The organism is Schaalia vaccimaxillae DSM 15804, from assembly GCF_000420425.1.
GTDB classification, from domain to species: Bacteria; Actinomycetota; Actinomycetes; order Actinomycetales; family Actinomycetaceae; genus Pauljensenia; species Pauljensenia vaccimaxillae.
The window spans coordinates 98988-123008 of record NZ_ATUX01000006.1 but is presented as its reverse complement, the minus strand read 5'-3'; the positions used below and the strand labels follow the sequence as shown (position 1 = coordinate 123008).

Genomic DNA, 24021 nt, shown 5'->3' with positions numbered 1-24021 from the left:
CTGCGGCCCCAAGGATGCTTAGGCGTCAGGCCTTGGCAGCAGCGATTGATTCCTGAGCTGCTTCGACCACGTGGGCCGCATCAATACCGTACTCCTTAAACAGGAAGTCGCCATCGGCAGAAGCGCCGTATGTTTCGATAGAGACAGCTCGGCCTGCTTCACCGATCCAGCGGTACCACGGGTTAGCCAGGCCAGCCTCAACAGAAACGCGGGCTTTGACGGAGGCCGGAAGCACCGACTCACGGTACTCAGCGTCTTGCTGTTCAAACCAGTCGAGGCAGGGCACGGAGACCACTCGTGCGGCCACACCCTGGGTAGCCAGGGTGTCACGAGCCTCCAAGGCGACCGACACTTCGGATCCTGATGCCATGAGAATGACGTCGGGAGTGCCCTCTGTGTCAGCCAGTACGTAGGCGCCACGGACGAGGCCTTCCGCCGTTGCCAGTCCGGTACCTTCACCCCTGGCAGGGTTGGGCAGGTTCTGACGGGACAGGACAAGAGCGGCAGGATGGGACTGTTCGAGGACGGCTTTCCATGCCTGCGCGGTTTCGGTTGCGTCGGCGGGACGGATAACCGCGAGGTTGGGGATTGCACGGTAGGCGGTCAAGTGTTCGATCGGTTGGTGGGTCGGGCCGTCCTCGCCAACACCGATGGAGTCATGCGTCCACACGTAAGTGACCGGCAAATCCATGAGAGCGGCGAGACGAACGGCGCCGCGCATGAAGTCAGAGAACACGAAGAAGGTGCCACCGTAGGGGCGGGTCGGCCCGTCTGCGGCGATGCCATTGAGGATCGCACCCATGGCGAACTCGCGCACACCAAAGTGGAGGTTGCGGCCGAACTCGTTGCCTTGGAAAGCGGTGGAGGACGCTTCTTCGGGCAAGAAGGACGGCTGGCCCGTCATATAGGTGTTGTTCGAGCCCGCCAGGTCAGCCGATCCACCCCAAACCTCGGGAAGAGCTTCGGCGATGGCGTTGAGGACCTTGCCAGAGGCTGCGCGGGTTGCCAAGGACGTGCCGGGTTCGAAGACGGGCAGGCATTCTTCCCATCCTTCGGGCAGCTTGCCGGATTCGAGGCGCTCTAGCAGAGCTGCGCGCTCCGGATTTGCTGCCTTCCACGCGTCGAAGCGTGCATCCCAGTCTTTGCGGTATTCGGCGCAACGGTCAGCGACGTTCTTGCGGGCAGCCTCGACAGCTTCGAGGTCCGCGTCGAACATCTTGTCCTCATCCAAGCCCATTTCGCGCTTGAGTCCCTTGAGGGCTTCCTCGCCGAGCTTGGCGCCGTGGATTCCACCAGTGTTCTGCTTAACGGGTGTGGGCCAGCCGATGATCGTGCGCACGGCAATAAGCGAGGGCTTGTCAGTGACAGCCTTGGCTGATTCGAGCGCAGCGTCGAGGGCGGCCACGTCTTCGCAGTAGGAGCCGTCATCGCTGAGCCAATCGACACGCTGCACATGCCATCCGTAAGCCTCGTAGCGCGCTAGGACATCTTCAGTGAAGGCGATCTTCGTGTCGTCTTCGATAGAGATGTGGTTGTCATCCCAGATCATTGTCAGGTTGCCGAGCTTCTGGGTGCCTGCAAGTGAGGAGGCCTCGCTGGAGACACCTTCCTGGAAGCAGCCGTCGCCGGCGATGACGAACACATTGTGGTCAAAGACGGACTCACCCAGTGGGGTCTCGGGGTCAAACAGACCATGGACGCGGCGTGCGTTCATCGCGAAGCCAACAGCCGACGCAATGCCGGTTCCCAGAGGGCCGGTGGTGATCTCCACACCCTTGGTGTGACCAAACTCGGGGTGACCGGGTGTCAAGGAGCCTGCCGTGCGCAGGTTCTTAATGTCTTCGAGCTCCAGTCCCATGCCAGCCAGGTAGAGCTGGATGTACTGAGTGAGTGAGGAGTGTCCTGCGGAGAGAATAAAGCGGTCGCGTCCGATCCAGCGGTCATCGGAAGGGTCGATGTGCATGTGGCGCTGGTAGAGCAGATATGCAGCGGGGGCGATAGAGATCGCGGTGCCCGGGTGTCCGCTGCCCGCTTGCTCGACGGCATCCGCCGCGAGGATCTTCGCTGTCGCTACTGCGCGATCGTCGATCTGGTCCCACTTAAGTGTCACTGAGGCCTCCAGCCTGTAGGGGCTCCAACGTTGGAGCCATTGGGGTTTCCGCATGTAAGTCTAGCTACTTGAAAGGTAGATTCACGAGTTCAGAGCCTGCTCATCTGCGCATTGGCGTTGGCGTTGGCGTTGGCGAATCGTCTCACCGCAATCGATGTGGGACTTTGTGGGGCATCAGGACTGAGGCACGTCGGTCCCTGACATAATGAAGGATTCTCGCGTATAGGCAACGTAGCCTGGGGGAGTGGAATCACTGCAAGACACTGCACAGGACTGGCTTGATCAATTGCGCGTTGAAAAGGGAGCTTCCCCGCACACGGTGTCGAACTACCGGCGCGATGTTGACCGATATCTGGCAGACCTCGCGCGCAGGCAAATTACCGCAGTCTCGTCAGTAACGCCCAACATGATCGAAGAACATCTGCGTCGGCTAGCCTCTGGCGAATTGACGGGCTCGCCGGCCGCGCCCTCGTCGATTGCCCGCGCTGCAGCATCCATCCGTAGTCTCCACCGCTTTGCTGTCAAGGAAGGCCTTGTTGCCGATGATCCGTCCGCCAGAATTCGTCCACCCCAACAGGGGCAACACCTTCCTAAAGCGCTAACTGTTGACGAGGTCGCGCGTTTGCTTGACGCTGCCCATGTGGGCGATGATCCGATGTCGTTGCGCGATGCAGCTCTGCTTGAGGTGCTTTACGCCACCGGAGGGCGAGTCTCCGAAGTCGTTGCATTATGCGTGGACGATATCGACCTCAATGATGATCTGCCGGTGGTACGCCTCTTTGGTAAGGGACGTAAGGAACGACTCGTACCTTTGGGGCACTACGCCAAAGAGGCCTTGGCTGCCTACCTTGTGCGAGCTCGCCCAGGATTTGCAGCCAAAGGCACCGGCACACCCGAGATTTTCCTCAACAATCGTGGCAAGCCCCTGTCGCGCCAGTCAGCATGGGAAGCGATCCAACGCTGCGCCCAAGCAGCGGATCTGGACCGCAAGATTTCCCCTCACACGCTGCGCCACTCTTTTGCCACCCACTTGCTTGAAGGCGGAGCGACGGTGAGAGACGTTCAAGAGTTGCTTGGACACGCATCGGTTCAGACAACCCAGATTTATACGCGGGTAACGGTGACCACGCTTCGTGAGATCTACCGTTCCTCACATCCTCGTGCTCGTGGCGGCGCCGAACCTCGCACATGACCTAGAATCAATGTGTGACGAAAGATGCGCAGCCCACGTTGACAGGTGAGATCCCCGGCGACGATCAGGATTTCCCGATTCCCGCACCTTTGACGGGACACGGTCCCGCGCGCGTCATTGCCATGTGTAACCAAAAGGGTGGCGTCGGCAAAACAACGACAACCATTAATCTTGGTGCTTCTTTAGCTGAGTACGGTCGCCGCGTGCTCATTGTGGATTTCGACCCGCAGGGAGCCGCTTCGGTGGGCCTGGGTATTAATACCTTGGACATGGAACAGACGATTTACACGCTGCTGATGAACCCCAAGGCGGATGTGCGTTCAACCGTGTGCCACTCCAGCGTCGATGGGCTTGACATTATTCCTGCCAATATTGACTTGTCTGCGGCCGAAGTGCAGTTGGTCAACGAGGTCGCGCGAGAATCTGCCCTTGCTCGGGTGCTTCGCCACGTCGAGGACGAGTATGATGTCATACTCATCGACTGCCAGCCTTCCCTGGGGCTCCTGGCAGTGAACGCCTTGACGGCGGCTCACGGTGTCATCGTTCCAGTTGAAGCTGAGTTCTTCGCTTTGCGTGGTGTCGCCCTGCTTGTTGAAACCATTGAAACGGTGCGAGACAGGATCAATCCTCGTCTCAAGATCGATGGCATTGTTGCCACCATGGTTGATCAGCGCACCCTGCATTCGCGGGAGGTCTTAGAGCGCCTAACAGACGCTTTTGGTGATCTGGTCTTCGATACGAAGATCGCCAGGACCATTAAGTTCCCAGATGCGTCTGTTGCCACGGAACCCATCACCACCTACGCGCCTACTCATCCGGGTGCTCGGGCTTATCGCCGTTTGGCCCGTGAGGTCATTGCCCGTGGTGACGCAGCCTGACATACGCAGGGACGCCGACCAGGCGAGCCTTGACCAATTCCAAGTCACCCTCGATATTTTCGAGGGGCCATTTGATCTACTTTTGCAACTCATTGCGCGCAAGCGCCTCGACATCACAGAAATTGCACTCTCTGAGGTCACCGACGAGTTCATCGCCCATATGCAGGTATTTCCCGACCTGTCACGCACCACAGAGTTTCTTGTCGTAGCTGCCACTTTGCTCGACATGAAGGCTGCACATCTGCTGCCTCGCCCCGAAGGAGCCGAGGACCTGTCAGCGGAAGATCTCGAAGCACGCGATCTCTTGTTCTCCCGCCTTTTACAGTACCGAGCCTTCAAGATGGCGGCGGCAATGATCGAGGAACATCTTGACGCCAACGCTGGCCGGCACAGCCGCTCAGTCGCCCTCGAGCCTCATTTCGCCCAGCTTTTGCCCGAACTTGTCTGGTTGGCCGCCCCAGAGGATCTGGCACGAGCCGCAGCTGAGGCGCTGAGCCAACAACCACCTACAGTTACCGTTGCTCACCTGCATGACCCGGTGGTCCCTGTTCGCGAACAAGCAATGATCGTGGCCCGCAAACTTAAAACACTGGAAGCCGCAACCTTCCACGACCTCGTCGCCGATGCCCAATCCACCGCCGTCGTCGTCTCACGTTTTTTGGCGCTGCTGGAGCTCTTTCGGCGTAGCTGTGTCGAGTTCGTCCAGGAGGAAGCCCTCGGTCAATTGCACGTGATGTGGACGGGGGGAGATTCCGATGAGATTGATATTGACGAGGACGACTATGGGGCGCCAGCTCTCGAGGCGAAGGAGGAATGAGAGTGGATAGTCACACCATTGATGAAGATGTTTTTGCCGGTCTTTTCGGCCCGGTTGAGGCCGTACTCATGGTCGCTCAAGACCCCGTGACTGTCGATGATCTCGCCGAAGCCGTCGGAGTTGAACCGCAAACCATCGCACTAGTTCTTCATCGTCTCGCTGCCCAATATCGCGGTGAGGGTGAGGAGCGGCCTCGTGGCTTCGAGTTGCGCGAAGTTGCTGGAGGCTGGCGCATTTACTCACACCCGAAGTGGGCGCACGTTGTTGGACGCTTCGTTGTGGGCACAGCTCAGTCGCGGCTATCTCAAGCTGCTTTGGAGACTCTGGCCGTCGTGGCCTACCGTCAACCAATTTCCAGGTCGCGCATCTCGCACATCCGCGGCGTGAATGTGGACGCTGTGGTGCGTACCCTGGTAGCTAGAAGATTGATCGAGGAAGTAGGGGAGACCGACTCTGGCGCTCGTCTGTATGCGACTACCCAGACTTTCTTGGAGAAGATGGGGTTCGATTCCCTTGACGACCTGGTGCCCCTGGCACCGTACTTGCCTGCCAGCGATGAGCTGGATGAATTGGAGGAACAGCTGTGAGGAACGATCCGTACAAAGCCGATGGAGTTCGCCTGCAGAAAGTGCTGTCGCAGGCAGGGGTGGCATCGCGCCGCGCCGCTGAACAGATGATTGCTGATGGTCGCGTGACCGTCGACGGCCAGCAAGTACGGGCTCAGGGGGTGCGTGTCGATCCGCAGACCCAGGTGATCCACGTTGACGGCGAACGCCTCATTCTGGATGAAACCAAACACATTGTTTTGGCGATCAATAAGCCTGTGGGTGTTGTTTCCACAATGTCGGATCCTGAAGGTCGGCCCACACTCACCGATATCATCGCCGACTATCCTGAGCGGCTGTATCACGTGGGACGACTCGATATCGATACCTCTGGTCTGCTGCTTCTCACCAATGATGGTGAGTTAGCCAATCGGCTGACTCATCCGTCCTACGAGGTCGCTAAGACTTACGTTGCCCGTCTGCACGGCGAGGTCAAGCCCGGCGTCAAGCGTCGCCTGATGGAAGGCATTGAGCTTGAAGACGGGCCAATCGCCGTTGATTCGTTCCGCGTTGTCGACACCTACGGTGATATCACCACCGTTGAGATTGTGGTCCACGAAGGCCGGAACCGACTGGTGCGTCGCATGATGGATGCCGTTGGCTTCCCCGTGCGTGAACTGGTCCGTACAGGTTTCGGACCGATTCATTTGGATCGTTTGCAGCCTGGAACAACTCGGCGCATTAAAGGCAATGCTCTGACTGCCCTATACAGTTCGGTCGGCTTGTGACAGGCGCCAGCTCCGCGAAGCGGCCTGTAGCGACCCGCGGACCGGTACTGATCATTGGATCTGGCCTTCTGGGAGCATCCCTGGGCTTGTGTCTGCGCGCCTCTGATGTCGAGGTGTACCTGCAAGACAGTTCGCCGACCTCCTTGCGTTTGGCTCAAGATATCGGGGCGGGAACCCCCGCAGTCGATGTCCAAGACGCCGATCCGAAACTCGTCGTCGTTGCCACGCCTCCCGATGTTGCTGACGTGTGCGTCATTGACGCCCTGCGACGCTACCCGAAGGCGATTGTCACCGATGTTGCCTCCGTCAAGAAGGCGATTGTCCAGGACGTGCTAGCAGAAGCTCAGCGTATTGGTGATTCTGGCCTAGCATCGCGCTACATCGGTTCCCACCCAATGGCCGGTCGTGAACGATCAGGTGCGGGATCTGCGGATGCAGACCTGTTCTACGGTCGTCCCTGGGTAATTGTTGCTCACGAGACAACCGCTCCTGAAGCAATCGTCATGATCCGTGCCCTTGCCACTGATGTTGGCTCCGTACCCCTGGAAATGGACGCCGATACCCATGATCAGGCAGTCGCCCTCGTTTCCCACGTGCCTCAATTACTGTCGTCGATGTTGGCGGCGCGCCTCGTTGATGCCCCCACCCAAGCCCTAGGGTTGGCAGGACAAGGCTTGCGAGACACCGCACGCATTGCGGCTTCCGATCCGCGGCTGTGGACGGCGATCCTTGCAGGTAACGCCGGCCCCGTCACCACAGTCCTCAAATCTGTGCGTTCAGACCTTGACGATCTCATCACCCATCTTGATGCCGCCGCAGAAAGAGGGCCTCTGAGGGGTGGCAGTGTCGGTGCCGTCAACCGTGTGATGGAGGCAGGCAATCGAGGAGTCTCGCGCATCCCCGGTAAACACGGCGGGGCGCCGTCTCGATACGCAGAACTTGAAGTGCTCATCCCCGACGAGCCGGGCAAACTTGGGCGGCTCTTCACTGAGCTCGGTGAAATTGGCATCAATATCGAAGACTTGGTGCTTGAACACTCCGCAGGGCAAAAAGTGGGTTTGGCGCGCCTGATGATCGATCCAGCGCGACTATCCATCGCCGAAGCTGAACTTGAAAACCGAGGCTGGCGAATCATTAGCCACGCGGGCTGAACATCATTGGCGCAACCTTGAATCGTGAATAAGGAGAACCACGTGCTAGACCACGAACGGCGTAAGTTGATCGACCAGGTTGGTATTACCATCGCGATCGATGGACCCGCAGGCTCTGGAAAATCAACGGTGTCAAAGATCGTTGCCGAACGTCTAGGCATCGGCTGCCTCGACACGGGCGCCATGTATCGGGCACTGACATGGTTCGCCCTCGAATCGGGTATCGATCTGACAGATCAGGAAGCGGTCCGCAGATGCGCTGACGACCTGCCCCTCATCATGGATTCACACCCACGTAACCCTCGACTATGGGTGGGAGAAACGGAAGTGACCTCCGACATCCGTGACCCCCGAATTGCCCTGGCGATTAAACACGTGTCCACGAACCTAGCGGTGCGCAAATGGATGGCCATCGAGCAGCGACGCCGCATGATGGAAGCACGTGAACGAGGCTCGGGCATGGTAGCTGAGGGGCGCGATATCACCACCGTAGTGTGTCCCGACGCCGATGTTCGCGTCCTTTTGCTGGCCGATCAGGAAGCTCGGCTCAAACGCCGTACCCTTGAAATCTACGGTGATACCAGACCTGAACACCTGGAAATCGTGCGCGAACAAGTTGAAGGCCGCGACCAAGCAGACTCCACTGTCTCAGAATTTATGACACCAGCTCCCGGGGTTGATGTCGTAGACTCCACAGGATTGGATGTCGACGCAGTGGTGGAAGGGGTGCTCGCCCTCGTCGATACGAATCTGACTGCGCGCGCGTAACGAAGTTAGGGTTAGCTGCCGGCAGGTGGGGCCAGTAGTGGAGCCAGCCGCCTGATGCCCTCCCGAATGTCGTCAATCGAAGCCGAACACGATAAACGCACATGCGTTGAAGCAGTCAAAGGCCCAAAATCTTTACCCGGAGTTAAAGCAACACCACATTCTGCCAACGCCCGTGCGCAAAAGACGTCGGCTGATAAGCCCGTTGAAGCCACGTCAATATAGACATAGAACGCTCCCTCCGGGACAACTGGAACCTCAAGGCCCACCCTGGACAGCTCTTCGATGGCCACCTGACGGCGACGTTGAAAGAGGTCGCGGCGCTGTTCGCACCAGTCGATGGAATCGGTGGTGAAACATTGCAAAGCTGCCATTTGAGCAGGAGTCGACGCACACAGGAAGAGATTTTGAGACAAGCGATCCATTGCCTCAACCATGTCGTCTGGGACAATCGCCCAGCCCAAGCGCCAACCGGTCATACCGAAATACTTCGAGAAACTTGAAATAATGATGGCCTCATCGTCAACCGTTAACGCACTGGGGGGGGCGCGTCCCGTCCGCGAGATCGTCAGACAGATCCAAGTAGATTTCATCGATGACACGCCAAGCTCCCTGCTCACGAGCAAAACGGCAGATCTTGTCAAGTTCGTCAATGGGAACTCGTGTGCCTGTGGGATTCGATGGTGAGGCGATGAGAACTCCACGAGTGTCTTCAGTCCAATGATCGCGGACCAGTGTCGAATCGAGCTGGTAGCGAGTATGCGGCGAGGTCTCAACTAGGTCGACGTGGGCGCCGAAGGTGGAAAGAAACTGTCGATTACACGGATAGGACGGATCGCCAAGCATGACATGGTCGCCAGGATTGACCAAAGCGGCTGAGACGAGAAGCAGCGCGGCCGATGCGCCGGCCGTAATACAAACACGACGAGGAGAGATCTGGGCCCCGTGAATATCGCGGTACCGGTCAGCAATAGCTTGGCGTAGCTGTGGCAAGCCGAGGGCATCGGTGTAGGGCAAAGGCCGCCCATCGGCGAGCTCACGTAGGGCATTGATCACCGGCTGAGGTGCCCCAGAATCAGGTTCACCCAAGCTGAGCTTGATGATGTCTTGACCTTGCGCTCGCCTTGCATTCGCCTCGGCAGCAATCGCCATCGCATGAAAGGGCTGAAAATCAAGAGCACGTTGAGCCAGTCGGGTCATCCCTCCATCATGGCGCGCCGTGATCGTTTATGAAGGCCCGTTCCAATTCCTGGTTGAGGCTGCGCATCAGCTGCGGGTCGACCTTTGTGACCTCGCGGTCGTAGGTCACCAGCCCGTTTGTTTCCTGCTCCACGTCACTGACCTGGGTGTACGTAATCGCCGTCAACCCGTGTTCGACCAGAGGAATAATCTGCTCGCGGTAGAGGTCAGTTAAAGCCTGAGCAAGGGCGTGCTCGTCCTCGTAAAACCCGTATCCAAATGGAGCGATGGTCGGCCACATATGACCTTCGACTGCCAGGTTATAACCGCCAAACTCAGACAAATAATACGGTCTGGGATCGCGTTGGCTCGGTTTGCGCAGCTTCAAGAAGTACTGGTGGCGAGAGCGAAAATCGCCGCAATTGTGGCCTTGATCGAACCACCCAGACGCTGCGTCAACCAAGCGTGTCGGGTCCGTTCGCCGCGTGATGCGGTCGAGCGTTCGGGCATCAAATTGTCCCCAGCCCTCATTGAAGGGGACCCACATGACGATGCATGGGTGGACTTCGAGATGATGGATCGTGTTGATCCAGTCATGGATGAACTCGGCGCGTACATCAGCATCCTGGCGCCCCGTGCGCATCGCGAAGAGCTTGGATCGATCTGGACTGGTAATATCCAACGCCTGGACAACGCCCGATAGTTGGATTCCTAACGGAGCTTTCGCGCCCGACACAGCGTCCTGAACGACCATCAATCCCATGCGGTCAGCCAAGGTGTAGAAACGCCTTGGTTCGATCTTGGCGTGAATACGGACTCCGTTGAAACCCATGTCTTTGAGCAGTTGCAGATCGTGGACCATTGCGTCCTCGTGGGGAGCAGTCATGCCAGACTCTGGCCAATATCCTTGCTGCAAGGGGGCATTGATCAGCATGGGTTTTCCGTTTAGTAAAACGTGACGCCCTTGGCCGGCCCTCTTGCGGGGTTTACTACCGGGCGCCTTGTATTCGGGCGCTGAGATGGCCACGGTACGCAGTGCAAAGTAGGACCGAGCCTCGTCAGTGCTTGTGCGCACCGTCATGGAATATAGATACGGATTGGCGGGGGACCAGCACTGAGCATCAGGGATCTCAACATCGAAAGGAATGCCCGAGGTTCCTTCGGCAGTGATGGCTGACTGTCCCGCATCGATTGAGAGTGCGACACTCTCACGAGGGCCATCCGTTTCTACCAGCACCGACACGGTCTTCAGATCCTCATGGGTTCGCGTCGCAACACGCGTGATGGCGTGTTCGGGCAGTGGCTCCATCCAAACGCTCTGCCAGATTCCCGATGTAGGCGTGTACCAGATCGTTGCAGACGTTAAGGCTTGCTTGCCTCGTTGCTGCATGCCAGTATCAGTGGGATCAGTTACTTCCACCCTGACGGTGACAGAGCTTTGGTGTGTGTCAGGGATTTCCGCATGGAAGGGCAGGTAGCCTCCCGTATGAGTAGTGACCAGCGTGCTATCGATCCATACGCGGGCTAGATAATCCACGGCCTCAAAATTGATGGCAATGCGGCGCCCTTGCCACTTCTTGGGAATGTCGATTGAGCGCTCATAGACCAATGTGTCTGCAGGCGTGAAGCGCTTGTGAACTCCCGATGCCGCTGATTCGACGGCAAAGGGCACCCTGATTTTACCGTCCCAGGAAGCGAGGGGGAGGGGAGCGGCTTCGCTATTGTGCTGCCCGACGATTGCATAATCCCACCAGCCGTTGAGATTGATCCATTCAGCGCGTTCCAGCATGGGGCGCGGGTAGTGGTTCAACGGCTGGTCGTTAAGGGATTGCCCCCATCGGCTGGTTAAAGGGGCGTCGGCAGTCATGGGCAGATCCTACGGCAGAAAAGAGGGAATAACCCGTTCAGAGATATCAAAAGGTGATCTGGATCGCTCTGCTGGATTGGCTTTCAGGAGGTCAAGTGGGCTAACATCATCGAGTCGCTTTCAAGCGGCGAAGTGAATACGGGCTGTGGCGCAGTTTGGTAGCGCACTTGACTGGGGGTCAAGGGGTCGTGGGTTCAAATCCCGCCAGCCCGACAATGAAAAACCGCGGGAAACCGCGGTTTTTTCTTTTCTGAAGCGGGATCTCACTGAGAGTTTCAGCCTTGTGCGGATGAGATCCTTGGTTTGTTGGAGCCACAGCTCACCCCCCATACGACCGCGGACTCGCCCGTATACGACCGTGCTAGGAGTCTTAGCGCGGCGTCACCCGCAAAAACAGACACAGTCGCGGTATTGCCTCACTCTCATCTTCGGATGAAACCTTGATATTTAGCGGATCTTAGTTTCAGATGTGGCAGTGCTGGCAGACGACTGTGTCTGTTTTGCGGGGTTAGTGCAAACAGATGGGGGCTGGTGAGGTGTTCAAACTCCTCACCAGCCCCGTTGAGTCAAACTGTCACTTTTGACCGTAACGCCCTTGATAGACGCAGTCGAAAGGAGCATTGCCGTGCATGCGATGTGTGATCGCTGAGACCACAACATCCTTCGCGGTACGCGAAGCATCGAGGGCAGTAGCACCCTTAGCCAGTTCGGCGGTGATGGCGGCCGCAAGAGTGCACCCAGCTCCCGAAACCCGTTCCTTGCCGATCGCAGGAACTTCCAGGACCTCTAAAGTCGTACCGTCGTAGAAGACATCCAACGCGGTACCCGTATTGAACAAAGTGCCAGCCTTGGCCAAGACCGCGGGCACTCCCTGGTCAAAGATCTTCTTCGCGGCGTCCTTGAGCTGATCGACGTTGGTGATTGAGTCCACTCCAGCCAAAACCTGAGTCTCGAAGAGATTGGGCGTGGTGATGGTTGCGTAGGGCAGGACCTTGTCACGCAGAGCATTGTCGATATCGAGGGCAGCGGATGCTTCCTGGCCCTTACAGATCAGCACAGGGTCAACCACGATGTTCGAGAACTTGTAGTGCTCTAAAGCATCGGCCACAGCGTCAATGGTAGGGATTGAGCCAAGCATGCCGATCTTGACTGCATCAATGGTGCCGTGAACACCAACAGCTGCCTCGATCTGATCGGTCAGAACCTGAGGATCAATGGGGGTAAGGCGGTGTGCGAAGTCATTCTTCGGATCGAAGGAAACAATGCAAGTCAGCGAAACTGCACCAAACACACCGAGCTGGGCGAAAGTCTTGAGGTCAGTCTGTGCACCAGCACCGCCAGATGCTTCCGATCCGGCGATGGCGAGGGCGATAGGAGTGGAATCTTGTGTCATGCACATAGAGTCTCACTCCTGGACCCGTCGCGCATCTTTGTGGCCACGAAGTGGTTACTTGTAACAGATATCGCGACGCGTAGCTTATTAAGACGAGCATTCTGACAATCAGGCGAGCATGAGGACTATCGAAAACGCTGGCCGAATGACGGTGCAGCGCAATTCACTGCGCGTCAGGGGCTTTAAGGACCCTCTCCATAGCGTCAAATTGAGCATCGACACCGGCAGAAGCTCGATACGTCGCCCTTGAAACAACGACTGCGACCGCTAGATTGGTGATGAACCCGGGAACAATCTCATACATCGCGTTAGAGAGCACATCAACTGTACCCCATACATAGGTGGTGATGGCTCCGGCGATGAGACCCGCAAAAGCCCCTGTGGGGGTTAGTTTGCGCCAGTAGAGGCTCAGCAGTATCAGGGGTCCAAAGGACGCGCCAAATCCGGCCCATGCGAATGCCACAAGACCAAGAATTGCGTTGTCCTTGTCCAATGCCAGCATCACCCCAATGAGCGCGATGATCAGCACGCCCACACGGCCCAGCATTAGCTTGCGTGCAGGCGACCAGATGCGCCCAGTCAACGCCAGCAGATCTTCAATTAACGCCGATGAACACACCACTAGCTGACTGGACATCGTGGACATGATTGAGGCCAATACAGCTGCCAGAACAAAACCGGCAACCAGAGGGTGCAAGAAAACCCGAGACATCGCCAGGAATACGGTTTCTGGGTCTTCGAGCGTCAAGTTAGTGTTGGTCCCGAAATAGCCGATGGCGATGAGAGCTGTGAACATCGCACCCACTGCCGTGACGACCATCCACAGGGTGGAGATCCTGCGTGCGACCACGGCTTCTCGTGGGCTACGCAGCGCCATGAAACGCACGATGATGTGCGGCTGCCCGAAGTATCCCAAGCCCCAAGCTGCGGTTGAGATGATCCCAATAATCCACAGGATGGGACCCTTTTCGTTCCATCCGGCAAAAAGGTTGAGGGCATCGGGGTTGATTGAGGTGATTGCCTGCGTTGCTGCACTCAAACCACCCAGCTCCACAACTGCCACGATCGGAACAAAAAGCAGCGCTGCAAGCATTAAGAGCCCCTGGGCAACGTCTGTCAGTGTTGCTCCAAGAAATCCACCGAAAGCGGTGTAGGCCAGGGTAATAGCAGCGACAATCAGCATTCCCGCCAGGTAGGGCAGGCCGAATGAGGCTTCGAAGAATTTGCCTGCTGCCACCATTCCTGACGACACATAGAAGGTGAAGAAAGCCAGAATGACGATGGCTGCGGCAATACGTAGGGGGCGTGAGCCTTCGCCCAGCCGATTGGATAAGAACGACGGAATGGTGATGGAGTCTTGGGCGATTTCGGAATAGGCACGCAGGCGCGGAGCGACGAATTTCCAATTCAGCCAGGCGCCAATAGTCAGACCGATGGCAATCCAGGCTTCCACCAGCCCCGACAGGTAGATCGCACCGGGAAGGCCCATGAGGAGCCAGGCTGACATATCGGCTGCGTTTGCTGAGAGCGCGGCCACTGCGGGGCTTAAACCCCGTTCTGCCAGCATGTATCCGTCAAAACTCTTCGTTTTTCGATACGCGTACCAGCCGATCGACAGCATGACCGCGAAATAAATGGTGATAGCGATCAGCTGATAGGAATGGTCAGTCATCAAAAGTTACTTCCTGCGTCGTTCGCGTGCGCGCACCGAAATCTGAATGGGAGAGCCGGAGAACCCGAATTCTTCACGCAGGCGACGCTCAATGAAGCGTCGATAGCCGGGGTCAAGGAATCCCGTGGTGAAGAGGACGAATCGGGGAGGCCGGTTGGAAACCTGGGTTCCGAAAAGAATTCGAGGTTGTTTTCCACCGCGTAGCGGGTGGGGATTAGCGGCAACCAATTGGCCTAGGAATGCGTTGAGCTGGCCCGTGGGGATTCGGGTTTCCCAACCTTCGAGGGCTTCGTCAAGGGCTCGAACAATCCGGTTGGTATGCCACGACGTCTTGGCCGAAAGGTTGATGCGTGGCGCCCACTTGACCTGCACGAGCTCGCGTTCAAGTTCATCGCGCAATTCTTTTTGGCGTTCTTCGTCAACCAAATCCCATTTGTTATTGACGATCACCAGGGCGCGCCCGGCATCGACCGCTTGTTGTACGACGCGAACGTCTTGTTCGGTGAGTTTTTCGGAGCCGTCAAAGAGAACGAGGGCGACCTCGGCCTTTTCCAAGGCAGCTTGGGTGCGGATGGAAGCGTAGTAGTCGGCCCCTGTTGTGCGGTGCATCTTGCGTCGAATGCCTGCAGTATCAACGAACCACCATTCGCGGCCGTCCAGAGTGATGAGTTCGTCGACGGGGTCGCGGGTAGTGCCGGCAAGCTCGTTGACGACGACGCGGTTGGACTTAGCTAGAGAGTTGAGCAACGACGACTTTCCCACATTGGGCCGGCCGACGAGGGCGACGCGGCGAGGTCCTCCAGCAGGTAGAGCCTGAGCAATTGCTGATTGCGTTGGCAGAATCTGCATGACAGCGTCCAAAAGGTCGCCGGTGCCGCGTCCATGAAGAGCTGAGATGGGGTAGGGCTCGCCCATTCCAAGGGACCACAGATAGGAGGCGTCGGCTTCCTGCTGGGCGGAATCGACTTTGTTGGCAGCCAGGATGACGGGTTTGCCTTTGGTGCGCAGCATGGACACGATGCGTTCATCTGACGAGGTGACCCCTACGGAAACATCGAGGACGAGGATGACCGCGTCGGCAAGATCGACGGCGATTTCTGCTTGTTCGGCTACGGAACGATCAAGGCCTTTCACGTCGATTTCCCAGCCGCCAGTGTCGACAACGGTGAAGTCTCGGCCGGCCCACTCAGCAGGGTAGGAGACCCTGTCGCGAGTTACTCCAGGAGTGTCTTGGACAACGGCTTCCCTGCGGCCAATAATGCGGTTGACCAGGGAAGACTTTCCGACATTGGGACGTCCAACAATGGCGAGGACGGGAAGGCCCGCCTCGATATCGTCGACATCTTGGATAGTGGCTTGCCCCGAGAGGATGGCAAGGTCCTCGTCGTCAAGTTCGAATTGGTCGAGGCTCGCGCGCATCGCGCGCGCACGTGCCTCGATATCGTCGTTGTCGGCGGGCTCAATCGGCAAGTCGTTGTCAATCACCTGAACAGTCTAAAGGGTGGGCAGGTCTGGGCGCCCAAGCGACCGCAGGCGCCGTGCCCGTTTTAGTGATCCGTGAAGCTGTAGTGCAGGACTTCAGCGGCGACTGCTGCGTCGTCGTAGGCGTGTTTAACTCCCATGACTTCCTGGTACCACTCGGGGCCTTTGCCAGTAAGAATCACGGTGTCGCCGGCTTGGGCTGCTTGGATCGCCATACGCGTGGCGTCTCGTCGCGACGTTTTAACTTCGGTGACATCGTGAAGGTCGGGCCGCACGTTGGCAATACCGCGCATGAGGTAGTCGCGGATTTCTTGGGGGTCTTCCGTGCGCGGATTTTCGTCTGTTACCCACAAGATGTCGGCCTCTTGTGCCGCAACTTGGGCAAGCCCTTCCCGTTTGGACGCATCCCGATCTCCGTCGGTGCCAAACACAATAATGAGGCGTCCGCGGGTCAGTTCTCGGGTGGAGCGCAAAGTCCATTCCAATGCCTCGGGTGTGTGCGCGTAGTCAACGATAACGAGGGGCTGGTCGGTGGCCTCAGGGTTGATCTTTTGCATTCGTCCGGGGATCTGTTCGGCGTTCTCTACCGAAGTGATCACTTCATTGACCTCGTAGCCCAATTGGACGGCGGACACGATTGCCACGGCGGTGTTTTGAACATTGACCTGGCCCAATAAAGGCATGGCGACCCGATGACGACCTCCGTCAGGATCAATCAAAGTGAACACGGTCCGACTAATGCGCTGGTCGGGGTGCGTATCACGAACCTGCCAGTCGGCTTGGTGATCAGTCAGCGCTGAAACGGTCGCAACGGGTATCTCGGATTCGCGCGCAAGCCTTTGGCCCCACTCGTCATCGACGCAGACAACTCCACGGCGTGCATGGGCGGGGGTGAAAAGTTGCTTCTTCGCCTCGAAGTAGGTGTCCATATCCCCGTAATAGTCGAGGTGGTCATGCTGCAGGTTAGTAAAGCCCACGACGTCGAAGACAATCCCGTCAATCCGGTGAAAACTCAGAGCATGCGATGAGGACTCAACAACTGCTGCTCCAAGATTTCTCTCGGCCGCCAAAGCCAAGAAGCGTTGAATCACGGGGGCTTCAGCCGTGGTGCGCGAAGAAAGGAAACGCAGATCACCGATTCGAGTTTCGATCGTTCCGCATAGAGCAGGGTCTGCAAACTTTGTTTTAAGGGCGGCTCTCATGAGGTACGAGGTCGTGGTTTTGCCGTTCGTTCCTGTAATCGCCATTGTTGTGAGTCGACGAGCGGGACGATTGGCGAGCGTTGCCGCGATACGAGCCGCTTCTCGGCGAGGATGAGCAACCACGACAATAGGAACGGGCGAGGCCAAGTCTGCTGCCTGCCTGGCACCGTCCTCGTCGGTGAGAATAACGGTGGCTCCGGCATCGACGGCCGTAGACGCGAAGCGAATTCCGTGCTGAGTCAAGCCGGGGATGGCAACGAAAATCCAGTCTTGATCGCAGTCATCGCTTGCCACTGTCACTCCGCGAACTCCAGGATATTCCTCAAGTGAATCCACGCTGGCCTGTTGTCCCTGCTGGTCAATGACAGAAATGACGTCGACGCCTACGAGTGCGTGGCTCAAGGGCATCGGATCGATGGTCGGACGGATATCAACGACAGAACTCATGGGCACACTCTAACGTCGTTGCCTATTGGACCCGCGGGCCGTAAGCGTGGGTGTTGAGGATCAAGGCCCATAGAATCGCAGTCATGCAGATGCTGACACGTGATGAAGCGCGCAAACGTTCCCAAGACTTAACGGTCACCGAGGTTGATGTCGACCTCGACTTATCAACGGCACACGACATCTCAGCATCCCAATATCCGGTAACATCCAGGTTTTCTTTAACGACATCCAGCCCAGAGTTCTTCATCGACATCGCTGGAGACGTCGAGCAAGTCACGGTCGATGGACGCGTGTGGCCACATGAAGCAGACGGCGAAAGAGTCACATTGCACGACATCCCCACTCACCGCCGCCTGGAGGTCAGTGTGAGTGCACGCTGCTCGTACTCTCGAAGTGGGGAGGGACTCCATCGATACGTCGATCCTGAAGACCAAAGGATCTACCTCTACACCCAGTTTGAGCCCAATGACGCCCATCGGGCCTGGCCATGTTTCGATCAACCCGACATCAAACCCCGCTGGCTCTTCCGCGTTACCGCCCCACGCGGGTGGGTAGTCACTTCCAACGGAATCCAAGAATCTGCCAGTGAGCAAGGGGATTTGCGGATTCACGAGTTCTCCCGCACGCACCCGTTGTCGAGCTACATCACTGCTGTCGTTGCAGGACAGTGGGCAGTGGTCGATGGGGGCACCTGGAGTGGGGGAGCGGCGGACAACGGCCACGTCGAAGTGCCACTGCGTTTGATGTGCCGACAGGCCTTAGCCGAGCACATGGACGCTGACGACATTCTTGAAGTGACGCGTCAGGGTTTCGACTTCTATCACCGCCATTACGGCGTTACTTTCCCCTGGGGCTCCTACGATCAAATCTTCGTACCCGAATACAACCTGGGTGCGATGGAAAACCCGGGGTGCGTGACTTTTAACGAGAACTACCTGTCCCGCAGCGTGCCTACACATTCGGAACGCCAGAGGCGAGCAAACACCATCTTGCACGAGATGTGCCACATGTGGTTCGGAGATCTGGCGACGCCAGCGTGGTGGGACGACCTGTGGCTCAAAGAATCTTTCGCCGAAAACCAGGGAGCCTACGCCCTGGCGCAAGCAACCCAATACACCAGCGAATGGGCGTCCTTCGCGATGAATCGCAAAGCGTGGGCGTACGAACAAGACCAGCTGCCCACGACCCACCCTATTGCCGCAGACATTGCCGATGTGGCTGCTGCGAAGACGAATTTCGATGGCATCACCTACGCGAAAGGAGCGGCGGTCCTTAAACAACTCGTCGCCTGGGTGGGCGAGGAGGCGTTCTTTGCAGCTGCCCGCCAATATTTTCAGACTCACGCTTTTAGTGCCACGACGCTAGCAGACCTTCTGGAGGCTTTGGAAGAAGCGAGTGGTCAGTCTTTGGATGATTGGCGCGACGCATGGCTGTACACCTGTGGCCCGTCAGTTCTAAGTGCCTCATGGAATGTTGACGCGGTGGGGTGCATCAGTGGCTTGACCCTAGAACAGCGTCCGAGCGAAGCTGTGACGAGTTCTGATCTGCGTCCTCACCGTGTCATTGTCTCGACGTGGAAGCGGCACGAAGGAACGCTGCAGCGCACACATCGTTTTGATATCCGTGTGCAGGGGCGTTCCACACTTGTTGATCCTGAGCGGATACTCAATGTGCCCGGTGCTTCAAATGACATCGACATGGTCGTGGTTAATGATGAGGATCTGACGTACGCGGTGTCGCGTTTGGATGAGCTTTCGACGGCGACAGCCTTGTCAATGATCAGTAGTTGCCCCGAAGCTGTCACCCGCGCAGTAGTTTGGGCAAGTCTGTGGAATGCCGTGCGTGACGGTCTGCTCGACCCGGCGCGTTTCGTCAGAGCGGTGCTCGTCCAGGCGCCAGTTGAAGAAGAAGCAGCGATTCGAGACCGACTCTTGGCCCTCTTGCCGATTGCAGTTAGTCGCTTTCTGCCAGGATCGAAGCGTCAAGAGTTGCGCGAAACAATCATGTCCACTTGTGCCCAGGTGTGCGCTCGCACCAATGACGAGGACGCGCACAGGATGTGGACACGGCTACTCATCGAAATATTCGCGACCTCGTCATCACCGAGCCACACTCTTGATATCGAGGGCTTAAGTGAGGGGCCTGATGTCGACTTGGCGTGGCGAGCACGGCGGGCTTTAGCTGCACGCGGTTTGACACCTCGCGGTCGCCTCGACCAGTGGTTAGATGCGGACCGCTCGGGTGAGGCCCAACGCCACCACTGTCAGGCCGTGGCCTCACTGCCGGATGCACAATCGAAGGCTCAGGCGTGGAATCGAGTCTTCTCCGATGAGCTTTCGAACGAACTGTTGTCAGCTACCTTGGATGGCTTAACGTCCTCGGCAACTAGCAGCGCGCAAGATGCTCAAAGGGTTATTGATGGTCTCGAAGCGTTCTGGAACTCGCACACCATAGGATTGGCGATGCGCTATGTGCGCGGCGGGCTTGAACTCGGGCTGAATGTCGAAGATGAGGAAGCCACAAAGACGTTTCTGGATGGACTTGGCCAATGGTTGGCCGACCATGAGGCGGCTCAGCCTCAGCTGCGGCGCCTCATTATCGAAAAAATTGATGAACTTGAACGCAGTCAACGTGTCCAAAAGAGTTGTTTGCCATGACCGAACCCAACAAGAAGAATGGCGAAGAGTCAGGGCGCGCTTGGGCTGACCCTGCGGCTTCGATGTCCCTATTGACCGATCTTCTGTCTAATCCCCTCGACGCCGGCTATGGCTACTACGCCAACCAAGAACGGCGGCGAAGTCGTTGGTGGCAACGCGTACTTGTCATCATCGTTGCGATGGCCCTTGGTATGGCATCGGTGTTAGCGGTCAGATCCTTGAGACATCCAGACGATGACGGGGTTACCGCTCAACTACTTGAGCAGGCACAGTCGCAGCAAGTAGTAGTTACAGGCCTGGAATCTGAAGTTAATACGCTGTCGGAAACAATTGCGGGACACGGGGCTCAAATGTCAGGCGGAGCCGATATTTTGGACCCCTCGGTGTCTTTGCGTACCGCCACGTCGTCGGTGAGTGGTCCAGGCTTGGTTGTCACATTGAGTGATGCAGATGATGCAGCCGCGTTGAAACGCAGTTCGTCGGGAGCAGTGAGGGATCAAGATCTCAACGTCGTGGTTAACGCACTGTGGTCGGCAGGGGCAGAAGCAGTTTCGATCAACGGCAAAAGGATTGGTCCTTCTACGTTTATTCGCACAGCGGGAAGCGTCATCCTCATTAATGTCACCCCTGTTCAATCGCCCTATCAGATTGAGGCAATCGGTGATGCCAACGCAATGTCTGTGACCCTCGTTCGCGGAACGACCGGTGATTATTTGTCGAGTGCTCAATCAATTAACGGCATTTCGATCACGACAGCAGGAAGTTCTTCACTGACAATGGAAGCGCTCGATCCTCGGGTCTTCAAGTACGCCGAAGCTATCGACACCCCCGAAGGAGATTAAGATGCTGGCATTCATCGGCCTGGCTCTGGGCATTGTTCTGGGGCTAATGATCGACCCGACCATTCCGGCTTGGTTGCAGCCCTTCTTGCCCGTGGCAGTCGTTGCTGGTCTAGATGCACTCTTTGGTGCGGGTCGCGCCTGGCTTGAAGGTACTTTCCAGGATCGAGTCTTCATCATGTCGTTTTTCTGGAATGTTGTTGTGGCATGCTTGCTGGTTCTTTTGGGAACTCAGCTGGGAGTCGGCTCAGCGATGACCACCGCAGTTGTTGTTGTTCTCGGTATCCGAATCTTCTCCAATACAGCGTCAATTCGTCGGTTGATCTTCAAGGCGTGATATGGCTAGGAACTCGCATCGGTCAGGACGTCAGAGCGACGCAGTCTCGTATGGGCATCGGCTCAAAGGGGCAGTTTTTGCGATGCCGCGAGGGTTGCATCTGCTCCTTCTTGTCATTTGTGCGGCCTTGGGTTTTGCCTTGGTGACACAGGTGCGAGCCCAGCGTGAGGATCCCCTGGAGTCGTTAGCAGAAGAAGATTTGGTCGTTTTGCTCAATGAGCTCAACACTCAAGAGGATGCGCTGCGCATTCAAAGGAATGAATTGCAATCCCAATTGGCGTCGTTGGAAGCGGCAAGTTCTCAACAGGAAGCTGCTCAAGAGGCAGCAAGAACCGCCCAACAGCAGGCGCGTATTAGCGCAGGCCAGGCCGCGGTAACGGGGCCGGGTGTCGTGATGAATGTGGTCGATAACCAGGCGAGTCTGACATCCACGCAATTCGTCATGACTTTGGGAGAGCTTCGTAATGCGGGGGCTGAGGCCATTGAGCTGAATGGTCATCGCCTCACCGTCAGATCGTCTTTTGTCTCCGATGAATCCGGGATAGAAGTTGATGGACACAAGATCACTTCGCCATATCAATGGAGGGTGATTGGCGCATCGGGAACAATTTCAACGGCGCTCGAAATTCAGGCTGGGTCGGCGGCTCAAATGCGTGCAAAAGGCGCCACTGTCTCCATTAGTGAGGAAGATTCTGTGCTCATTGAATCGACGGTTGAGCCTCTGGTCCCTCAGTATGCGAGCGTTGATTGAGTCTCGAAGTTGACCCAAGTGTCTGCCGTTGGGGCGTTGAGCGCCTACACTGACGGAGTTGCACTAATGCTGACCGATGGGGGAGACACGATGGATTCGCAGCAGGAGTTCGATCCGACCGCCACTTCGATCTTCGGGCCCAATAGCCTGGAGGATTCCGGGCAGATGCCCGTTGTCCTTTCTGCAAGGGACCGAGATGCCGTTGACGCTCTTCCTGCCGGCTCTGCGCTGCTCATCGTCATGCGTGGCCCGAATACGGGAGCGCGTTTCCTTCTTGATCCAGAAGTGACGAATGCTGGCCGTTCACCTAAGTCAGATATTTTCCTTGACGACGTGACAGTTTCTCGTAAGCATTGCCAATTTATTGCCGAGGACGGCGGACATATTGTCCGTGATTCGGGTTCTCTCAATGGAACCTACGTGAACCGTGAACGTGTGGACCAGGTGCGACTCAGTGCGGGAGATGAAGTCCAGATCGGCAAGTACCGCCTGACCTACCAGCCTTCCCCGCTTCAGGCATGAGCCAGGCACGCGCGCTCAAAGAGGAGCAGATTGAAGAACTGGGCCCGTGGCCACGAGGAGTGTCACGCGATCCTGTCCTCTCCATTGGACAAGTCGTGGGACGTCTTGAAGCCGAGTTCCCAGCGATTACGGTCTCAAAGATTCGTTTTTTGGAGGACCAGGGCTTGGTGACGCCTGCGCGCACGGCAGCGGGATACCGAAAGTATTCCAAAGCTGACATTGAGCGGCTTCGCTATGTTTTGATTCAGCAGCGTGATTCTTTTACTCCGCTGAAGGTCATCGGCGACCAGTTACTCGCTCTCGATGCAGGGCACGAGGTCGAGCCCGTACGTCCCGCCCAGGTAGTTGCCTCGCAGGGGCGAGTTGTGGCGACGGCGAATCGCAAGTCGATACCTGTACGGGATCTGTGTGATTTAACGGGGCTTGATGTTGCAAGCGTTGACCGTTTAACTCGTTTGGGGATTATTACTCCAGATATTGGCGGCTATTTTCCCTCGCGCTGCGTGCAAGTGGTTCAGCTCGTCATTCAGCTGGAATCGATGGGGTTTGATGCGCGCTTGCTTCGCACGGTGCGTAACAGTGCTGAGCGGGCCGTCGATGTTATCGACCAAACGGTTTCGTCGCAAAGATCACGACGCCGAGCTGGTGATCTTGAGCGTGCAAACGCTCGAGCAGTGGACTTCGGCGAAATCATTGCTGAGCTGCACAAAGAAATGCTTAGAGTGTCGATTCTGCAACTGACTGAACATAACGACTGAGTCTCAACTTCAACTTGAAGGTCAGACTCGCCCATAGGATCGTTGACCGGACAAGCGCACCGGCCTAGCGTGAAGGCATCATCAACGTATCCGCAATCAAGGAGCACACCGTGAGCGCTGAACCTCTTGAGGCAGCACCTGCCCGCCAGGCGATGCTCTTCGGAGATCCTCTCGAAGGTCTCAACACTGACGAGCTCGGTTATCGAGGACCTGTAGCATGCTCTGCCGCAGGTATTACCTATCGCCAACTCGACTATTGGGCCCGAACAGGCCTGCTCCAACCGTCAATTAGGGCAGCTCGCGGCTCCGGATCGCAACGCCTGTATTCTTTCCACGACATTCTCGTGCTCAAGATTGTCAAGAAGCTCCTCGATGCTGGAGTCTCGCTCCAGCAGGTGCGAACCGCCGTATCTTCCTTGCAAAACAGGGGAGTGGAAGACCTGTCTTCGATCACCTTGATGAGTGACGGCGCCTCCGTTTACGAATGCACGTCAACAGACGAGGTCATTGACCTACTCCAGGGCGGTCAGGGCGTGTTTGGCATCGCCGTTGGGCGCGTGTGGCGCGAGGTCGAAGGCTCATTGGCTGACCTGCCCGTCGAGCACTCCGACCATGCTTTCGTTGACGAATTGGCGCAACGGCGCCGCAAGAAACTCTCGGCCTCGTAAA

At 57.2% G+C, this 24021-nt stretch carries 22 protein-coding genes and 1 tRNA gene; 15 read left to right on the top strand and 8 right to left on the bottom strand.

Annotated elements, in window-relative coordinates; translation table 11 throughout:
• Positions 1-25 precede the first annotated feature (25 nt).
• Positions 26-2110, bottom strand: a complete 2085-nt coding sequence (gene tkt / locus G439_RS0103595) for a transketolase (RefSeq protein WP_022867822.1) — start codon at positions 2108-2110, stop codon at positions 26-28.
• 244 nt (positions 2111-2354) lie between these two features.
• Here tkt and xerD point away from each other — a divergent pair, with 244 nt between their 5' ends.
• Genes xerD through cmk form a run of 7 tightly spaced genes read left to right on the top strand, consistent with a single transcriptional unit; the run spans position 2355 to position 8249 of the window.
• Positions 2355-3302 carry a site-specific tyrosine recombinase XerD gene (gene xerD, locus G439_RS0103590; protein WP_022867821.1) on the top strand — a complete coding sequence of 316 codons (948 nt, stop codon included), beginning with the start codon at positions 2355-2357 and terminating at the stop codon, positions 3300-3302.
• A 14-nt stretch (positions 3303-3316) separates the two neighbouring features.
• Complete coding sequence (locus G439_RS0103585; protein ID WP_022867820.1) at positions 3317-4180, top strand: ParA family protein; 864 nt, start codon at positions 3317-3319, stop codon at positions 4178-4180.
• A complete protein-coding gene (locus G439_RS0103580; protein WP_022867819.1) occupies positions 4164-4997 on the top strand; it encodes a segregation and condensation protein A in 834 nt (277 codons plus the stop codon). Before G439_RS0103585 ends, G439_RS0103580 begins: the two co-directional genes overlap by 17 nt.
• Positions 4994-5584: an SMC-Scp complex subunit ScpB gene (scpB, locus tag G439_RS0103575; RefSeq protein WP_022867818.1), complete on the top strand. Its 591-nt coding sequence runs from the start codon at positions 4994-4996 to the stop codon at positions 5582-5584. The genes G439_RS0103580 and scpB overlap by 4 nt, the downstream gene beginning before the upstream one ends.
• On the top strand, positions 5581-6330 hold the full coding sequence (locus tag G439_RS0103570) for a pseudouridine synthase (RefSeq protein WP_022867817.1): 750 nt from the start codon (positions 5581-5583) through the stop codon (positions 6328-6330). The genes scpB and G439_RS0103570 overlap by 4 nt, the downstream gene beginning before the upstream one ends.
• Entirely contained in the window at positions 6327-7481 is a 1155-nt protein-coding gene (locus tag G439_RS0103565; protein WP_022867816.1) for a prephenate dehydrogenase, read from the top strand. Before G439_RS0103570 ends, G439_RS0103565 begins: the two co-directional genes overlap by 4 nt.
• A gap of 42 nt (positions 7482-7523) precedes the next feature.
• Positions 7524-8249 carry a (d)CMP kinase gene (gene cmk / locus G439_RS0103560; protein WP_022867815.1) on the top strand — a complete coding sequence of 242 codons (726 nt, stop codon included), beginning with the start codon at positions 7524-7526 and terminating at the stop codon, positions 8247-8249.
• A gap of 11 nt (positions 8250-8260) precedes the next feature.
• Here the strand turns inward: cmk and G439_RS12875 are convergent, their stop codons facing one another.
• From G439_RS12875 to G439_RS0103550, 3 genes are read right to left on the bottom strand one after another with little or no spacing between them, the layout of a single operon-like run.
• The gene (locus G439_RS12875; protein WP_341532746.1) at positions 8261-8725 is read right to left on the bottom strand and encodes a pyridoxal phosphate-dependent aminotransferase; all 465 of its coding nucleotides are present in this window, start codon (positions 8723-8725) and stop codon (positions 8261-8263) included.
• A 43-nt stretch (positions 8726-8768) separates the two neighbouring features.
• Complete coding sequence (locus G439_RS12870; protein WP_341532745.1) at positions 8769-9446, bottom strand: aminotransferase class I/II-fold pyridoxal phosphate-dependent enzyme; 678 nt, start codon at positions 9444-9446, stop codon at positions 8769-8771.
• A 7-nt stretch (positions 9447-9453) separates the two neighbouring features.
• Positions 9454-11292, bottom strand: a complete 1839-nt coding sequence (locus G439_RS0103550) for a glycoside hydrolase family 2 protein (RefSeq protein WP_022867814.1) — start codon at positions 11290-11292, stop codon at positions 9454-9456.
• 139 nt (positions 11293-11431) lie between these two features.
• On the opposite strand from G439_RS0103550, the gene G439_RS0103545 reads away from it, so the two are divergent.
• Positions 11432-11505: transfer RNA gene (locus G439_RS0103545), tRNA-Pro, on the top strand.
• Positions 11506-11866: 361 nt separating this feature from the next.
• Here G439_RS0103545 and G439_RS0103540 read toward each other — a convergent pair.
• The 4 genes from G439_RS0103540 to G439_RS0103525 form a co-directional block, all read right to left on the bottom strand.
• Positions 11867-12685, bottom strand: a complete 819-nt coding sequence (locus G439_RS0103540) for a hydroxymethylpyrimidine/phosphomethylpyrimidine kinase (protein ID WP_040434647.1) — start codon at positions 12683-12685, stop codon at positions 11867-11869.
• A 163-nt stretch (positions 12686-12848) separates the two neighbouring features.
• Positions 12849-14357, bottom strand: a complete 1509-nt coding sequence (gene putP / locus G439_RS0103535; protein WP_022867812.1) for a sodium/proline symporter PutP — start codon at positions 14355-14357, stop codon at positions 12849-12851.
• 6 nt (positions 14358-14363) lie between these two features.
• A complete protein-coding gene (gene der, locus G439_RS0103530; RefSeq protein ID WP_022867811.1) occupies positions 14364-15842 on the bottom strand; it encodes a ribosome biogenesis GTPase Der in 1479 nt (492 codons plus the stop codon).
• Between the two features lie 62 nt (positions 15843-15904).
• Positions 15905-17488, bottom strand: coding sequence for a UDP-N-acetylmuramoyl-L-alanyl-D-glutamate--2,6-diaminopimelate ligase (locus tag G439_RS0103525; protein ID WP_022867810.1), 1584 nt, complete (start codon positions 17486-17488; stop codon positions 15905-15907).
• Positions 17489-17571: 83 nt separating this feature from the next.
• Between G439_RS0103525 and pepN the strand changes: the two genes are divergently transcribed.
• The 7 genes from pepN (at position 17572) to G439_RS0103490 (ending at position 24020) form a co-directional block, all read left to right on the top strand.
• Positions 17572-20145, top strand: a complete 2574-nt coding sequence (pepN, locus tag G439_RS0103520; protein WP_022867809.1) for an aminopeptidase N — start codon at positions 17572-17574, stop codon at positions 20143-20145.
• Entirely contained in the window at positions 20142-20987 is an 846-nt protein-coding gene (locus G439_RS0103515) for a DUF881 domain-containing protein (RefSeq protein ID WP_022867808.1), read from the top strand. Before pepN ends, G439_RS0103515 begins: the two co-directional genes overlap by 4 nt.
• Before the next feature lies 1 nt (position 20988).
• A complete protein-coding gene (locus G439_RS0103510; protein ID WP_022867807.1) occupies positions 20989-21321 on the top strand; it encodes a small basic family protein in 333 nt (110 codons plus the stop codon).
• 1 nt (position 21322) lies between these two features.
• Positions 21323-22072 carry a DUF881 domain-containing protein gene (locus G439_RS11040; RefSeq protein ID WP_022867806.1) on the top strand — a complete coding sequence of 250 codons (750 nt, stop codon included), beginning with the start codon at positions 21323-21325 and terminating at the stop codon, positions 22070-22072.
• A 90-nt stretch (positions 22073-22162) separates the two neighbouring features.
• Complete coding sequence (locus G439_RS0103500) at positions 22163-22594, top strand: FHA domain-containing protein (RefSeq protein ID WP_026459351.1); 432 nt, start codon at positions 22163-22165, stop codon at positions 22592-22594.
• Positions 22591-23352 carry a transcriptional regulator FtsR gene (gene ftsR / locus G439_RS0103495; RefSeq protein WP_026459350.1) on the top strand — a complete coding sequence of 254 codons (762 nt, stop codon included), beginning with the start codon at positions 22591-22593 and terminating at the stop codon, positions 23350-23352. The genes G439_RS0103500 and ftsR overlap by 4 nt, the downstream gene beginning before the upstream one ends.
• 110 nt (positions 23353-23462) lie before the next feature.
• Positions 23463-24020, top strand: coding sequence for a MerR family transcriptional regulator (locus G439_RS0103490; RefSeq protein WP_022867803.1), 558 nt, complete (start codon positions 23463-23465; stop codon positions 24018-24020).
• Position 24021: the final 1 nt, after the last annotated feature.

Excerpts from the sequence above, each read along its gene's own strand:
- scpB (WP_022867818.1), top strand. The coding sequence starts at position 4,994 with ATGAGAGTGGATAGTCACACCATTGATGAAGATGTTTTTGCCGGTCTT.
- G439_RS12875 (WP_341532746.1), bottom strand. The coding sequence starts at position 8,725 with ATGACCGGTTGGCGCTTGGGCTGGGCGATTGTCCCAGACGACATGGTT.
- G439_RS12870 (WP_341532745.1), bottom strand. The coding sequence starts at position 9,446 with ATGACCCGACTGGCTCAACGTGCTCTTGATTTTCAGCCCTTTCATGCG.
- G439_RS0103550 (WP_022867814.1), bottom strand. The coding sequence starts at position 11,292 with ATGACTGCCGACGCCCCTTTAACCAGCCGATGGGGGCAATCCCTTAAC.
- G439_RS0103540 (WP_040434647.1), bottom strand. The coding sequence starts at position 12,685 with ATGACACAAGATTCCACTCCTATCGCCCTCGCCATCGCCGGATCGGAA.
- putP (WP_022867812.1), bottom strand. The coding sequence starts at position 14,357 with ATGACTGACCATTCCTATCAGCTGATCGCTATCACCATTTATTTCGCG.
- G439_RS0103525 (WP_022867810.1), bottom strand. The coding sequence starts at position 17,488 with ATGAGTTCTGTCGTTGATATCCGTCCGACCATCGATCCGATGCCCTTG.
- pepN (WP_022867809.1), top strand. The coding sequence starts at position 17,572 with ATGCAGATGCTGACACGTGATGAAGCGCGCAAACGTTCCCAAGACTTA.
- G439_RS0103515 (WP_022867808.1), top strand. The coding sequence starts at position 20,142 with ATGACCGAACCCAACAAGAAGAATGGCGAAGAGTCAGGGCGCGCTTGG.
- G439_RS0103510 (WP_022867807.1), top strand. The coding sequence starts at position 20,989 with ATGCTGGCATTCATCGGCCTGGCTCTGGGCATTGTTCTGGGGCTAATG.
- G439_RS11040 (WP_022867806.1), top strand. The coding sequence starts at position 21,323 with ATGGCTAGGAACTCGCATCGGTCAGGACGTCAGAGCGACGCAGTCTCG.
- G439_RS0103500 (WP_026459351.1), top strand. The coding sequence starts at position 22,163 with ATGGATTCGCAGCAGGAGTTCGATCCGACCGCCACTTCGATCTTCGGG.
- ftsR (WP_026459350.1), top strand. The coding sequence starts at position 22,591 with ATGAGCCAGGCACGCGCGCTCAAAGAGGAGCAGATTGAAGAACTGGGC.